The organism is Collinsella sp. OM04-5 (assembly GCF_003439125.1).
Classification (GTDB): domain Bacteria; phylum Actinomycetota; class Coriobacteriia; order Coriobacteriales; family Coriobacteriaceae; genus Collinsella.
Map to the genome: position 1 here is coordinate 56,101 of NZ_QSUU01000008.1, position 14,016 is coordinate 70,116.

The following is a 14,016-nucleotide window of genomic DNA, read 5'->3' on the forward strand; positions in this document are numbered from 1 at the left end:
GTAGCCGATTTGCGCATGGCCTCGCCCGCGGCGGTAGAATTGGTCAACCCGAAACACCGCAACGAACGGAAGACTCACATGGCCCTCATCACTTCGTACCACGTCCCCGGCCTGTATGTCGAGGACCACAGCATCGACGTCCCCCTCGACTGGCGCGGCCTGGAGCCGATGCTCCTGGCCGTCGGCAGCACCATGCGCCGCGGCGCTATACCGACACCCATCGCCGGCGCGCCCGAGAGCATCAAGCTCTTCTACCGTGTGGTTTGCGCACCCGACCGCATCAACGACGACCTGCCGCTCCTTCTCTTTTTGCAGGGTGGCCCCGGTGGCGAGAGCCCGCGTCCGCTGTCGCCCACAAGCGATGGCTGGATCGAAGAGGCCGTCAAGCATTTCCGCGTCGTGCTGCCCGACCAGCGCGGTACCGGGCGCAGCAGCTGTGTAGACGGGCGCACGATTGCCGCACTGGGCGAGCGCGCCGAGGCGGCAGGCTCCGATGCGGCCCGCTCGCAGGCGGACTTCCTCAAGCGTCACCTCGCCAGCTCCATCGTGCGCGATTTTGAGTACCTGCGCCTGGTGGGCTTTGGCGGCAAGCCCTGGGTCACACTCGGGCAGAGCTACGGCGGCTTTTTGACGTTGAGCTATCTGTCGCTCTTCCCCGAGGGCGTGGCGGCAAGCTTTACCTGCGGCGGCATTCCGCACGTGCCGGCGAGCGCCAGCGAGGTCTACGCGCACACCTTCCCGCGCATGGCCGCCAAGACGCAGCAGTATTACGACCGTTACCCCGCCGATGTCGAGCGCGTGGCAGCCCTGGCCGATGCGCTCGAGGCTCAGAAGCCCGTACTGCCCGACGGCTCGCCAATGACGGTCGAGCGCCTACAGCTCATGGGCAGCGACTTTGGCATGAAGCCGAGCTTTGAGCGCATGCATTGGATTATCGATCACGCGTTTGTTACAGGCGACGGTACGCTGAGCTGCGGCTCCTCGGTATCCGACAGCTTTTTGATGCGCGCCTTCGAGCGCACCAACACGCGCACGAATCCGCTGTACTGGACGCTGCAGGAGTTCATATACGCCGACGGTGACACTATGCCCATTGGCTGGGCCGCAGCTGAAGAGAAGGCACACCACGCCGAGTTCGACACCCTCGCGCGCCCGCTCATGTTTACCGGCGAGGCCATGTTCCCGTGGATGTTCGAGCAGATGCCCGAGCTCAAGCCCTTCAAGCCCGCCATGGACCTGCTGATGGAAGACACCAGCTGGGACAAGATCTATGACCCGCAGCGCCTGGCCTGCAACGAGGTGCCGCTCCAGGCCGCGGTGTACTTCGATGACATGTACGTCGATTCGAGTCTGCAGCTCGACACGCTCAGCCGCGTGGGCAACTCGCACGCCTGGGTAACCAACGAGTTCGAGCACGACGGCCTGCACGGCAGTGTGGTATTCAAGCACCTCTTCGACGAGTCCCTCAACCGCGGAGACCTGCGCCGAATCTTCTAGCAAAGGAGTGTCCCCACCTGCCGGCACAATAGAAACGTCCCCAAGTGCCGGAAAAGGAGAGGCAGCACTGCTGGCAAAACGAGCCGCAGCGCTGCCTCTCTTTATGCAAACACTATCAAGTTGTCCCTATGGATTGCGGGCTTCTCGGCTAGGTCTGCCAGTAGACGGTTGCCGGCAATCTGGTCCTGGCGGCGGCCGGCGGCAAGCTCCAGCACGTCCGAATCGGCCTCGGCGATACCGCGGGCGACAACCATGCCGCTCGGGTCGCACACGTCGAGCACATCGCCCTCGGCAAACTGGCCATCGACCTCGCGAATACCCACCGCGAGCAGCGACGATCCGCGGCTGACCAGCGCCTTCGCGGCGCCGTCATCGACCGTCACCGAGCCGTGTGCCTTGTCGCCCAGTGCAATCCACAACTTGCGCGGCGCAATGTCCAGGCGCTCCGCCGGCGGATCGAACAGCGTACCCACGCTCTCGCCGCGGGCCAGACGCACGAGCGCATCGGGCTCCTCGCCCGAGCAAATCACGCTTTGAATGCCCGCCGTCATGAGAATGCGGCTCGCGCGAATCTTGGTGATCATGCCGCCCGTACCCACCGATGTGGAAGAATCGCCCGCCGAGGCGATAATCTTGGCATCGATCTTATGCACGACCGGGATAAACTCGGCCGTCGGATCCTCATGCGGATTGGCGGTGTAGAGGCCATCGATGTCCGAGAGCGTCACGCACAGATCGGCAGAAACCAGGCAGCTCACAAGCGCCGCCAGCGTGTCGTTGTCGCCAAACTTGATCTCATCGACGGTGACGGTATCGTTCTCGTTGACGACCGGCACCACGCCGAGCTCCACCAGGCGAAGCAGGGCGTCGCGCGCGTGCAGGTAGGACGTGCGGCGCGCCGTGTCGTGACGCGTGAGCAGCACGAGCGAGGTGAGCAGGTCGCGCGCATGGAACTCCTCGTCGTAGGCCGACGAGATGATGCACTGACCGGCCGAGGCGCAGGCCTGCAGGCTCGGCAGGTCGCCGACCGGCTTACGGTCGAAGCCCAGCACGGGATAGCCGCAGGCAATGGCGCCCGAGCTCACCACGATCAGGCGCCAGCCAAGCTCGCGCAGCGCTGCGGCCTGGTCGGCAAGCCCGCCGATAAAGGCGCGGTTGACCTTGCCGTCGGCGCCCACCACCGTGGACGAACCGATCTTTACCACCATCGTTTTATAAGAAGTCGTCATACGTCAAACCAATCAACTGTTCAGCGAACGGCCGAGCCGGCGGCCAGGGAAGCGTGACTCGCCCCTACCGCCCAAGGAATTAGTGAGCCCAGGGAAAGGCAGAGGCCGCGGCCATGTTCTTACGCACGAGCTCGTCGCGCACCTGAGCCAGGCCCTGCTCCATACCCACCACATAGGTCTGCGGGTACAGGAAGCGCTTGAAAGCTGCGTCCAGATGGTCGAGCGCCCAAGCACAGCGCTCGCGCGCGTCCTGGATGCTCTCACGCGGAGCCACCGCACTGCCATCGCGCACGATCGGCACCAGCAGCTCGCGATACTCGAGTTCGGACACGTCGGTCACCAGGGCGGCATCGTTCACGGCCACAAGGGTATTGCCGCGCGCGGCGCCCTCCCCTGCCAGATGGTCCTCGTCATAAATCATGTCGCAGACCGGGCCGCCAAAGCCGTCGTAATAACGGCGCACGCGTTGCACACCCGGGATCGTGCGCTTGTATGGCTGCTCAGAGAGCTTGACCACCGGCGTCCATGGATCTGCCTCGCTCGCACGGCGGGCGGAAAGCTTGTACACGCCGCCCAGCGCCGGCTGGTCATAGCAGGTCGCGAGTTTGGTGCCCACGCCAAAGCTGTCGATGGGCGCGCCCTGGTCGAGCAGGGACTGAATCGTGTACTCATCCAAATCGTTAGAAACCGAGATCCCCACATAGGGCAGGCCCTCGGCATCAAAACGGCCGCGCACATACTTTGAGAGCTTGGCGAGGTCGCCGGAGTCGATGCGAATGGCCGACAGGCGCTCGCCCACCGCTTCCATCTCCTTGGCAACCGTAATGGCATGTTCACAGCCCTCGCGCACGTCATAGGTGTCGATGAGCAGCGTGCAGTTCTTGGGGCTCGACTTGGCAAAGGCGCGGAAGGCCTCGAGCTCGGAATCGAAGCTCATCACCCAGCTGTGCGCATGCGTGCCAAAGACGGGAATACCGTAGCGGCGGCCGGCGAGCACATTGGACGTAGAGGAGCAGCCGGCAACGTAGCTCGCGCGCGCGACGGCCAAGCCGCCATCGGGACCCTGAGCGCGGCGCAGGCCAAACTCGGCAACGGGACGGCCGTCCGCCGCCAGCACCACGCGCGCCGTCTTGGTGGCGACAAGCGTCTGGAACCCAACGATGTTGAGCAGCGCCGTCTCGAGCAGCTGGCACTCCAGCGCGGGGCCGGTGACGCGAACCATGGGCTCGCGCGGAAAGACGAGCTCGCCCTCGGGCACGGCGTCGATGTTTACATGCGCACGAAAATCGCGCAGGTAGTCGAGGAATCCAGGCTTGAACATCGCGCCGCCGGCCGGGGCCTGGAGCGAGGCGAGGTAGTCGATATCCTCGGGCGTAAAGCGCAGATTCTCGACAAGCTCGGGCAGCTCGGCGGTGCCGCACATGACGGCATACGCGCTGCCGAAGGGATGGTCGCGGTAAAACGCCGTAAAGCAACCCTGCTCATTGGCCTTGCCGCTCTCCCACAGGCCCTGGGCCATAGTGAGTTCGTACAGATCAGTGAGCATTGCAATGTCGGTGGGATGCGAGATGTCGGTCAAAGCCATGGGGCGACCTTTCGGATGCGTTGTGCAGAGGTTGAGGGTTGGCGAGGCGGGCGTGCGGGCATGGAGCCCAGCGCGAACAGGCTAAAGCAGGCCCATGCTGGTCAGGATCGTGTAGCCCATAAAGATGACAAACGCGATGAGGGCAAGGACAATGATGATTTTTTGAGCCGGCGCCATACCGGGGATCTCGTTCTCACCCGCAGGCTCCTTGGAGGTAACCATGCGCTGGGCAAAGCTCATCTCGTCACGGCTCGGCTTGGGATCGACGGACTTGGGACGAGCGGCCTTTTTAGGCTGAGGTTTGGGCGCGGCAGGTGCAGGCTTCGCAGCAGCGGGCTTGGGTGCGGGCGCGGGCTTGGGCTCGGATGCAACCTTCGCAGCGGCCTCCTCGGCCTTCTCGCGCTCGGCACGCAGGGCGGCCAACTCCTCACGCTCGCGGCGTGCCTCTTCCTGGGCCTCGCGACGAGCTTTCTCGGCGCGGAGCTCTTCCAACTCGGCGCGTTCCTCGGCAGACAGTGGTTGGGACTCAAGCTCGGCCATGGTACAGCCCTTTCTTTTAAAAAAAGCCGCCGACACAATGTCAGCGGCTTATCAAACCCAAGGGTGGAGACGAAGGGAGTCGAACCCTCGGCCTCTGCCATGCGACGGCAGCGCTCTCCCAACTGAGCTACGTCCCCAGGACAAGTCGATATTTTACCTACGGCTCGCCAACTGTCAACGCCCAATAATCAGTCTTTTTGGGGCGCGGCTATTTTGACAACTTTTCGAGCAGGCGATCCTCTCGATGATTTTTCTGGGACGGGGATTAAAAAAACATTGTGTACCGAATGATTTTATAATCCCCGTCCCAGAAAAATCATCGGCGAACGCGCTACTTTGCGCTGGTGAGGACGCCGGTGGTGTCGAACGCCGGGGTAAAGCTCTCGTCTACCGCGCCGCCTTCTTGCCAAAACATCGTCGTAAAGCCCAGGTCGTCGGCATGGTCGAGCACCTGCTCGTACTCCTCGCGCGTCACGGCGCGCGCCAGGTCGCCGCCTTGTTCGCGCATGAGGGCATTGGGCGTGTACTGGTTCATGACCGAGATCGGCACGTCGCCCACCGTCTGCCACACCAGGTCCAACACGCGGCACGAATCGTCCGCATGCCCCGGCAGCACCAGATGACGCACGATTATGCCGCGCCTCATGAGCCCGTCCTCGTCTACCAGCTCTCCCCCGCGGCGCTCAATCTCGCGCGCCATCTGGGCCAGACCCGACACGGCCACGCGCGGGTAGTCCTTAATATGAGAAAGCGACTGCGCAAGCCCGGCATCGGCATATTTAAAGTCCGTAAGCCACACGTCGACCAAATCGCCGAGCGCCGCCACGGCACTCGCACGCTCATAACCGCTCGTGTTGTAGACGATTGGAATGACCAGTCCGCGCTCCCGAGCTGCGGCAATCGCGGCCGGCAGCAGGTGAGCATAATGCGTCGCCGTCACCAGATTGATGTTATTGGCACCTTGGTCCTGCAGCTCCAGCATAATCTCGACCAGGCGCTCGGGCGAAATCTCAAGCCCAAAATTGCCCGTCGAGATCTCGTGGTTCTGGCAATAGATACATTTGAGCGAGCAGCCGCTAAAGAAGATCGTGCCCGAACCGGCCTCGCCCGAGATAGGCGGCTCCTCCCACATATGAAGCGCCGCGCGGGCCACCTTGAGCGTGTCATCGGCACCGCATACGCCGTGCGCACCCTCGTCGCGCACCGCACCGCAACGGCGCGGACACAAATGGCAGGCGGGCGAAAAAAGTTCGGTCAACGGCGTCGGCATAAAAACATGCTCCAAAACAACGATTCAGCAGCTCAAACGTAAAGGGACCAACCGCACAGACGGCTCGAGCCCAAGGCGCCGTAATCGTCCGACACGATTTTTGTAATGTCAAGACTGGAATCGATAAAGTGCCGCTTTATGATGTAGGTATTCCGCCCCCCGCGGAGCAACTGGGTGAACCGTCGCGTTTATTTAGGGAGCCCACACAGTCGTACCTAGTACAGGTATCCTTCGTTGTTAAGGACGCTGGAACAGTCGATGAGGGCACCCACCTGTTTTAGGTGGGTTCATTTTCGTAACGTGGGGGGTGGTTTTTATTTGCCGAAAACCACCATTACAGCCCATATGGATCCCCGCCGGTATCCCGACAATCCATCGACAACATCCCAATATCTGGTAAGCGCGTGATTATCGCTGCGTGCAATTCCATGCACCCCCCTTGGTCGAGTATCATGGTTCGGCTATGCCCTTTGCGCTTAGCAACCTTTGACCTTTTCCTTCGACGCTTGGCGGTTTTTAGATTCATGGCTTCATCCCCGAGCTACATACCGTACCTATGCGTGGCAGCGGCGGCCTTTATCACGACCTTCCTCATGGTGCCCCTGGTCAAGCGCTTGGCAATTAAGCTCGACGCCGTCGACTATCCTTCCAAGCGCCGCATCAACACCAAGCCCATCCCGCGTTTGGGCGGAACGGCGGTGTTTTTGGGCCTGGTCGTTGCCTGTATTGTGCAAATCCTAGGCACCTGGTACCTGGGTTGGCCGCCCGTTTTGGTGCCCCACCCCCGTCTGCACATCAGCTACCCCATACTTGCGCTTTCTTTTACCGTCATCTTTGCGACCGGCGCTATCGACGACGTCTTCCAGCTCAAGCCCAAGCAAAAGCTGGCCGGACAGGTCCTCGCTGCGCTCATCGCCTGCGTGGGTGGCCTGCGCATCGGCGTCATCGTCAACCCGTTTGCCCCCGGCGAAATCATGCTCGGATGGCTCGCCTACCCCATCACCGTGATCTATCTGGTGGCATTCACCAACATCATTAACCTCATCGACGGCCTCGACGGCTTAGCCACGGGCATCTGCGGCATCGCGTCGTTCACCATGTTTTCGATGGCCGTTCTCTCGGGCCGCATCGACGCCGCCGCGCTCTCCATTGCGCTCTTTGGCGCCTGTCTGGCCTTTTTGCGCTACAACTTCAACCCCGCAAGCATCTTCTTGGGCGACTCGGGGTCGCTGCTTCTGGGCTTTGCGCTGGGCTCCATCTCGCTACTCAACGTGAGCCGCACCGCCGCGCTCACCTCGCTTATCATCCCGCTCATCGTTGCCGGCGTGCCCATCATCGACACGTTTAGCGCCATCGTGCGCCGCAAGCGCGCCCACATTAGCATCGGGCAGGCCGACAAGGGCCACATCCACCACCGCCTGATCCAAGAGGGCTACAACCAAAAGCAGGCTGTGCTGCTCATCTATGCCTGGTGCATTATGCTTTCGGCCGGCGCCGCCGCGATCAACCAGGTCGAGGTGCCCATGCGCGTGCTCATCTTTACCGTGCTCGCCATTGGCTCGGCGGCCTTTGCCAAGCATCTACATCTGTTTGAGCCCGTGCTGCGCCACCATTACAACAAGCGCACGCACGAGGATGAGCTCGTCACCCCCGACGACCCCGCCTTTAAGCAGGAGGAGCAGGCAGCCGAGGAACGTAAGGAAGAGCGCCACCACAAGCTCTAGGGTAAGCTGCCGAGAATGTGCCAAGGCATCGCTGACCAAGTGCAACTACATCGCATCAATCGCGTAAGCCACCCCTTGCCAGCCCCTCGCCTACTTACGCCCCGCCCCTCCAATAAACGCGTTATCATCTTGACCCATGAACATACGTTAGGAGCAATCATGCCAAACGAGAACAGCTACGAAGTCGCGCTGCAAAAGAGCAACGCCATTCGCGAGGGCCTGGCCAAAACGCCCGAGAAGTTCACCATGCTCACCGGCGACCGCCCCACCGGCCGTCTGCACCTGGGTCACTACTTCGGCACCCTCAAGGGCCGTGTTGAGCTGCAGAACATGGGCGCCAAGACCAACGTGCTCATCGCCGACTACCAAGTCATCACTGACCGCGACACGACCGAGCACATCCAGGACAACGTGTACAACATGGTCATGGACTACCTTGCCTGCGGCATCGACCCCGACAAGACCATGATCTACGCGCACTCCGCCGTGCCCGCCGCCAACCAGCTCATGCTGCCGTTCCTGTCGCTGGTCTCAGAGGCCGAGCTGGCGCGCAACCCCACGGTAAAGGCCGAGATGGAGGCCTCGGGCCACGAGCTCACCGGCCTTCTGCTCACCTACCCGGTGCACCAGGCCTGCGACATCCTGTTCTGCAAGGGCAACGTGGTGCCCGTCGGTCGCGACCAGCTGCCGCACATCGAGCTCACCCGCACCATCGCCCGCCGCTTTAACAACCGCTACGGCAAGGTGTTCCCCGAGGTCGACGCACTGCTGTCCGAGACCCCGCTGCTGCCGGGCCTGGACGGTCGCAAGATGAGCAAGAGCTACGGTAACGCCATCAACATCTCGATGACCGCCGAGGAGACGGCCAAGCGCATCAAGAAGAGCCAGACCGACTCCGAGCGCATGATCACGTTCGATCCCGAGAACCGCCCCGGCGTGTCCGGCCTGCTTTCAACCGCCGCCATCTGCACCGGCCGTTCCGAGGTCGAAATTGCCGAGGAGATTGGCATGGGCGGCTCCGGCCAGCTCAAGAAGTACGTGACCGAGGCCGTCAACGAGTACTTCGCGCCGATCCGCGAGCGTCGTCAGCGCTATGAGAACGATCTGGACTATGTGAAGGACGTGCTGCACGAGGGCAACCGTCGCGCCAACGAGATTGCCGAGCAGACCCTGGCCGAGGTTCAGGACGCCATGGGCATGGTGTACTAGGCAAAGCGCCTTCGCACAACATAGACGGTGAGGCTGAATCCTCACCGAAACAGGAACAGGCCCGCTGGCAGATAGTTGCCAGCGGGCCTGTTCCCGAAGTACACCGTTGAATCGCACAGAGGGGAGGAATGCGAATCAAACTCAACAGGGCAGGCTTTTTCATCGCCTATTGCCTGCTCCGTTGCTGAAAACAATATAGTTCACCGTGGTTTACTTTGCTGCGACAAACCGCGCCGCCATACCTTCTCCATAAGTTAACCTCGGTAAACCTGCCAAAACCACCACAAAGGGGATAGGCACCTTTGTGGTGGTTTAAGCCACGGCAGAGCCGCTAGAGCCCTGCAGGCCAGCGACAGGCGGCCAAGTCGACGTGCATGTCGTCCTTAAACGCCACACCCTCCCCTAGCAAAAGCTCACGTTGAGCATCGGGACCGCCAAAAGCAAAACCATCGCATATGCGGCCATCGGCAAACACCACGCGGTGACAGGGACTCTCGCCGGGGCGCGGATTGCCATGCAGGGCATACCCCACGTACCGCGCACTTCGTGGACGTCCAGCAAGCAGCGCCACCTGACCATACGTGGCGACCATCCCCTCGGGAATCTGCTCGACCACCTCGTACACCCGCTCAAAAAAGCCCTCAGACGCCATTGCTCGCTCCCTTCCACCCGGAATAGCATAAACCACCACAAAGGTGCCTGTCCCCTTTGTGGTGGTTTTGGCAGGTGGGCTAGTTAACGGGCTGGAAGAAGGCCACGGCTACGGCGCCGGGGCCTACATGGGTGCCGATGGTGGCACCGATGGTGTGAACGGGCAGTTCGCCCTCGGTGTGGCCAGCCCACAGTGCCGCGCTGTCCTCGATATACTTCTTGAGCACCGCATCCGAAAGGCCCGTATAGCCGAGCGCCAGCGGCATGGAAAAATCGATGCCGCCTGCCTTTTCGACCTTCTGGTTGAGCAGGTTACGTCCGTTCTTGGAACCGCGCGCCTTGCCCAGCTGCACGATCAGACCGTCCTCGGCAGCCACAACAGGCTTTACGTTGAGCAGCGTACCCACGGCACCGGCAGCAGCAGACAGGCGACCGCCGCGCACCAGGTACTCCAGCGTCTCGAGCAGACCAATAACCACCACGCGGTCACGGACGGCCTCGACAGCCGCCGCGATCTGGGCCGCGCCCTGGCCCTCGTCCACTAGGCGCAGGGCATACTCGACCAGCACGCGCTCACCCAGGGTAACGTTATTGCTATCAACCACATACACGTCGCCGCCCGGCGCCTCGGCAAGTGCGGTACGGGCGCTCTGATTGGTCCCCGAAAGTTTGGCACCCACGGTAATAATCACCGCCTCGTCGCCGGCCTCACGTGCTTCGGCAATCGCCTGCGAAAAGGCGTACGGGTTGACCTGACCGGTCTTGGGCAGCTCGTCGCGCTCCACGAGCATCTCGTAAAAGCGCTGGTGATCGATATCGACGCCATCCATATACACATCGGTGCCAAAGGTAACGGACAGCGGCAAGACGGACAGCGCCGGGTGCTCCGCCGGCGACATATCGCTGGCGGAATCGGTAATAATGCGGACGGACATAGCGAATCCTTTCTTGCGCAGGTCTCGCGCAGGGAATTTTGACAGCAATGTCCCGGCACGGCATACGCGCTCAAACGGGACGATGCAGTTTTTAATGGGAAGCAAATGCCTTGGCGGCCTTAGATCTCACGCAGGGTGTTGAGAATCGTACGCAGCGACGCATACATCTGCTCGCGCTGCTCCACACCCATAGCCTTACCGGTGGTGTCGAGCACCTCGCGAATGATGCGGTCCGCCTCGCTCATGCTCTCGCCGCCCAGAGCGGTCAGGCGCACCGGGGCACGATACTTAACGGCCGCATCACCCGAGTCGTCGACCTCGACGTAGCCGCCCTCCTCCAGATGCGCGAGCGTGCGCGAGACGGCGGCACGGGTCACGCCTGCCATGCGAGCCAGGTCAGCGCCAGTCAGGCCGTCCTTGCTGCGCTCAAGATAGTACAGGCACATAACGTCGGAGCCCTTGAGGCCCAGCCTTGCGCCCTCGGATGTCTTAATGCGCTGGATCTCCTTGTAGAGCCCGCTGATCAGTCCGACAAAGTCCTCAAAACGTGTCTCGTCGTTCTGCTGCATGGGAGACGACCGCCTTTCGCTTACATGATGCTAACGGGTAAACATCTTAGCCGCACGAGGCAACACCCATACCCAAATATCCCATTTGTTAACCCATCAACATAAAAACCACCACAAAGGGGACAGGCACCTTTGTAGTGGTTTTGACCGGCGAACATGATCCGCAGGCGTCGCTACAGTTCCACGCAGGGATTGTCGCGGGTCACAAGCGTCTTAACGACAACCGTCGCTCCCAGATAGCGCTCGAGCAACTCGGCGAGACGATCAACGGCAGCCTGGCAATCCCCCATCCGCTCGGGCTCCACGCACTCAATCGCCAGGAATGCATCGGCCGAATCGTCGGACAGCGCCGTGCGAACGCCATCGCGCCAGTTCCAGCAGCGGCATACGGCGCCCGCATCATCGATGTAGGCGAGCTCGCCGGGCAGCGTCGGGTCATCCGTTTCCTCGCCAAGTGGCAGGAACGCATCGCCGCCGTCAGTCACCTTCAAGCGAAGATCCCCCTCAATCGCATGCAGGTCCTCGCCGCCAACGGGCAGCGCGTAGGTCAGCGACACCGTGTTGTAGATGTCCACCGCGGGCGTAATGTGGCCCACCGGTTTGCCCTTGAGCACGCGCTTGAGCAGGCTCTCAATTGAGCAACGCGCGCCCTTTTTGGTCTTGAACAGCCGATAAGCCTCGCGCCATGCCTTGACCGGTGCGTTCTCGCTGATAGTATCGCTGGTCAGATGACGCTCCGCATCGATATTGGCGCGGTCGAGCAACGCCGCAATCGCGTCCACGTCCTCTTGAGGAATCTGAGCCGCGGGCTTCATGCCCTTTACGACCACAACACCGACAGCCGCCTGCGGAAACAGCTCCCAAAACGAATCCTCGGCAATAAAGCTCTTCATGTGCTCTCCCTTCATAGCATGCGCCCGAGCCCGGGTGCCTAAACAAAAAGCGCCCTTACGACGGCCACCTTCAAAGTCCTACGGTGCCGCCACAAGAGCGCTTACGCTGCCCCCATCCGGAGAAGGGAGCGATATGTCAGGCGTATTGTAACCCGAGTCATCCGCGCGAGTAAAACCACCACAAAGGTGCCTGTCCCCTTTATGGTGGTTTTGGGTCTGAGGCGACGCTAGTGGCGAAGTCCCAGCAGGCCGTGGCCGCGATGACGGGCGTCGGCGTGCACCTGAGCATGCGGACCGGCGGCCTTGACGGATTCGGGCAGGTGCGAGTACTTCTTCTCGAAGTTCTCCTCGAACATCACGGCCAAGTTGTGCGCGGCCTCGTCGTAGCGAGCGGTGCTCTGCCAATACTGGCGCGGCACCAGGATGCCGTCGGGTACGCCGTGGCACGTGGTGGGAATGTCGACGTTAAAGATGTCGTCGTGCACGAACTCGCTGTCCTCGATGGTACCGTCGAGGGCGCGGGCCACCAGGGCGCGCGTGTAGGCAAGCTCGATGCGATGACCCACGCCGTAGCCGCCGCCGATCCAGCCGGTGTTGACCAGGTACACACGCGTGCGGCCGTCGGCGATGCGCTCACCGAGCATCTTGGCATAGACCATGGGGTCGAGCGGCATAAACGGCTCGCCAAACAGCGAAGAGAACGTGGGCGTGGGCTCGGTGACGCCGACCTCGGTGCCGGGGATCTTGGCCGTAAAGCCCGTCACAAAGTGATACATGGCGGAGTCGGCCGTCAGGCGCGAGATGGGCGGCAGCACGCCAAAGGCATCGCAGGTCAGGAAGAGCACGACGCTTGGAGTGGTGCCCATGCCCTTGGTCCACGCGTTGGGAATGTGCTCCACAGGGTAGGCCACGCGCGTGTTGTGCGTGACCGAGACGTCATCGTAGTTGGGCTTGCGGCTCTCGTCGAGCACCACGTTTTCGCAGATCGCGCCAAAGCGGACGGCGTTGAAGATCTCAGGCTCGTGGAACGCGTCCAGGCCCTCGCATTTGGCGTAGCAGCCACCCTCGATGTTGAAGATGCCCATGTCGGACCAACCGTGCTCGTCGTCGCCGATCAGTAGGCGCGTGGGGTTGGCCGAAAGCGTGGTCTTGCCGGTGCCGGACAGGCCAAAGAACACGGCGGTCTCGTGCGTGACAGGATCCATGCTGGCCGAGCAGTGCATGGGCAGCACGTCGTCCTCGACGGGCAGCAGGTAATTCATGACGCTAAAGATCGACTTTTTAATCTCGCCGGAGTAGCCGGTGCCGGCGACCAGAATCACGCGTTCCTGGAAGTTGATGACCACGGCGGCGCTGGAGTTGAGGCCCTTGATGGCAGGGTCGCACTGGTAACCGGGCGCTGCGAGTACGCAGAAGTCGGGCTCGCCGGTGCGCGCGATTTCGCGGGCAAGCGGGCGGGCGAGCATCTGTTTAATGAAGAGTGCCTGGCTGGCGCGCTCGCAGGCGACGAGCAGTCGGCGCGTGTGGTTGCGGTCGGCGCCGGCCATGCCGCGGGTGACGAACACGTCGCGCTCGTTGAGGTAGTCGACGATGCCGGCCTTGATGGTCTCGTAGCTCTCGATCGAAAGCGGTCGGTTGACGGCGCCCCAGGCGATCTTGTCGTGCACGTCGGGCGTGTCAACGATAAAGCGGTCATTGGGGGAACGGCCAGTGCGCTCCCCCGTCTCGATCACCAGCGCGCCGTTGGATGCCATGTGGCCTTCTTCGCGGCGGATAGCGTGCTCGACGAGCTCCGCGGCGGGTAGATCGACCAGCAGACGGGGCTGATTCTCGGCGGGATCTTCGACCAGCGTAATGCCAAAGTTGGACAGAACTTCTGCAGGGGTAACACCTGGCATGGGGCCTCCTTTAAAA

General features: G+C 62.0%; 12 protein-coding genes and 1 tRNA gene. 3 read left to right on the forward strand and 10 right to left on the reverse strand.

Features of this window, described 5'->3' with window-relative positions:
• Positions 1 to 78 precede the first annotated feature (78 nt).
• Positions 79 to 1,497 carry an alpha/beta fold hydrolase gene (locus tag DXB53_RS06105; protein WP_117583749.1) on the forward strand — a complete coding sequence of 473 codons (1,419 nt, stop codon included), beginning with the start codon at positions 79 to 81 and terminating at the stop codon, positions 1,495 to 1,497.
• A 101-nt stretch (positions 1,498 to 1,598) separates the two neighbouring features.
• On the opposite strand, the gene proB is transcribed toward DXB53_RS06105, so the two are convergent.
• The 5 genes from proB to DXB53_RS06130 form a co-directional block, all read right to left on the reverse strand.
• Complete coding sequence (gene proB / locus DXB53_RS06110) at positions 1,599 to 2,726, reverse strand: glutamate 5-kinase (protein WP_117583750.1); 1,128 nt, start codon at positions 2,724 to 2,726, stop codon at positions 1,599 to 1,601.
• A gap of 79 nt (positions 2,727 to 2,805) precedes the next feature.
• Positions 2,806 to 4,311 (reverse strand): nicotinate phosphoribosyltransferase, encoded by a 1,506-nt coding sequence (locus tag DXB53_RS06115; RefSeq protein ID WP_117583751.1) that lies wholly within the window; start codon positions 4,309 to 4,311, stop codon positions 2,806 to 2,808.
• A gap of 81 nt (positions 4,312 to 4,392) precedes the next feature.
• Entirely contained in the window at positions 4,393 to 4,851 is a 459-nt protein-coding gene (locus DXB53_RS06120; protein WP_055252324.1) for a hypothetical protein, read from the reverse strand.
• A 64-nt stretch (positions 4,852 to 4,915) separates the two neighbouring features.
• Positions 4,916 to 4,988, reverse strand: a tRNA-Ala gene (locus DXB53_RS06125).
• Between the two features lie 194 nt (positions 4,989 to 5,182).
• Positions 5,183 to 6,121, reverse strand: a complete 939-nt coding sequence (locus DXB53_RS06130) for a radical SAM protein (protein ID WP_117583752.1) — start codon at positions 6,119 to 6,121, stop codon at positions 5,183 to 5,185.
• Between the two features lie 524 nt (positions 6,122 to 6,645).
• On the opposite strand from DXB53_RS06130, the gene DXB53_RS06135 reads away from it, so the two are divergent.
• Positions 6,646 to 7,845 carry an MraY family glycosyltransferase gene (locus DXB53_RS06135; protein ID WP_117583753.1) on the forward strand — a complete coding sequence of 400 codons (1,200 nt, stop codon included), beginning with the start codon at positions 6,646 to 6,648 and terminating at the stop codon, positions 7,843 to 7,845.
• 159 nt (positions 7,846 to 8,004) lie between these two features.
• Positions 8,005 to 9,054 carry a tryptophan--tRNA ligase gene (trpS, locus tag DXB53_RS06140; RefSeq protein ID WP_089572045.1) on the forward strand — a complete coding sequence of 350 codons (1,050 nt, stop codon included), beginning with the start codon at positions 8,005 to 8,007 and terminating at the stop codon, positions 9,052 to 9,054.
• A gap of 331 nt (positions 9,055 to 9,385) precedes the next feature.
• Here the strand turns inward: trpS and DXB53_RS06145 are convergent, their stop codons facing one another.
• The 5 genes from DXB53_RS06145 to pckA form a co-directional block, all read right to left on the reverse strand.
• A complete protein-coding gene (locus DXB53_RS06145) occupies positions 9,386 to 9,706 on the reverse strand; it encodes an MGMT family protein (protein WP_117583754.1) in 321 nt (106 codons plus the stop codon).
• Positions 9,707 to 9,785: 79 nt separating this feature from the next.
• Positions 9,786 to 10,640, reverse strand: a complete 855-nt coding sequence (locus tag DXB53_RS06150; protein WP_117583755.1) for a DegV family protein — start codon at positions 10,638 to 10,640, stop codon at positions 9,786 to 9,788.
• Between the two features lie 119 nt (positions 10,641 to 10,759).
• Positions 10,760 to 11,209 carry a MarR family winged helix-turn-helix transcriptional regulator gene (locus DXB53_RS06155; protein WP_022093866.1) on the reverse strand — a complete coding sequence of 150 codons (450 nt, stop codon included), beginning with the start codon at positions 11,207 to 11,209 and terminating at the stop codon, positions 10,760 to 10,762.
• A 173-nt stretch (positions 11,210 to 11,382) separates the two neighbouring features.
• On the reverse strand, positions 11,383 to 12,102 hold the full coding sequence (locus tag DXB53_RS06160) for a B3/4 domain-containing protein (RefSeq protein ID WP_117583756.1): 720 nt from the start codon (positions 12,100 to 12,102) through the stop codon (positions 11,383 to 11,385).
• Positions 12,103 to 12,329: 227 nt separating this feature from the next.
• Positions 12,330 to 14,000 (reverse strand): phosphoenolpyruvate carboxykinase (ATP), encoded by a 1,671-nt coding sequence (gene pckA, locus DXB53_RS06165; protein WP_192934527.1) that lies wholly within the window; start codon positions 13,998 to 14,000, stop codon positions 12,330 to 12,332.
• Positions 14,001 to 14,016 lie beyond the last annotated feature (16 nt).

Coding starts and splice junctions, on each gene's coding strand:
- DXB53_RS06145 (WP_117583754.1), bottom strand. CDS start 9,706: ATGGCGTCTGAGGGCTTTTTTGAGCGGGTGTACGAGGTGGTCGAGCAG.
- DXB53_RS06115 (WP_117583751.1), bottom strand. CDS start 4,311: ATGGCTTTGACCGACATCTCGCATCCCACCGACATTGCAATGCTCACT.
- trpS (WP_089572045.1), top strand. CDS start 8,005: ATGCCAAACGAGAACAGCTACGAAGTCGCGCTGCAAAAGAGCAACGCC.
- pckA (WP_192934527.1), bottom strand. CDS start 14,000: ATGCCAGGTGTTACCCCTGCAGAAGTTCTGTCCAACTTTGGCATTACG.
- DXB53_RS06130 (WP_117583752.1), bottom strand. CDS start 6,121: ATGCCGACGCCGTTGACCGAACTTTTTTCGCCCGCCTGCCATTTGTGT.
- DXB53_RS06155 (WP_022093866.1), bottom strand. CDS start 11,209: ATGCAGCAGAACGACGAGACACGTTTTGAGGACTTTGTCGGACTGATC.
- DXB53_RS06105 (WP_117583749.1), top strand. CDS start 79: ATGGCCCTCATCACTTCGTACCACGTCCCCGGCCTGTATGTCGAGGAC.
- proB (WP_117583750.1), bottom strand. CDS start 2,726: ATGACGACTTCTTATAAAACGATGGTGGTAAAGATCGGTTCGTCCACG.
- DXB53_RS06150 (WP_117583755.1), bottom strand. CDS start 10,640: ATGTCCGTCCGCATTATTACCGATTCCGCCAGCGATATGTCGCCGGCG.
- DXB53_RS06135 (WP_117583753.1), top strand. CDS start 6,646: ATGGCTTCATCCCCGAGCTACATACCGTACCTATGCGTGGCAGCGGCG.
- DXB53_RS06160 (WP_117583756.1), bottom strand. CDS start 12,102: ATGAAGAGCTTTATTGCCGAGGATTCGTTTTGGGAGCTGTTTCCGCAG.
- DXB53_RS06120 (WP_055252324.1), bottom strand. CDS start 4,851: ATGGCCGAGCTTGAGTCCCAACCACTGTCTGCCGAGGAACGCGCCGAG.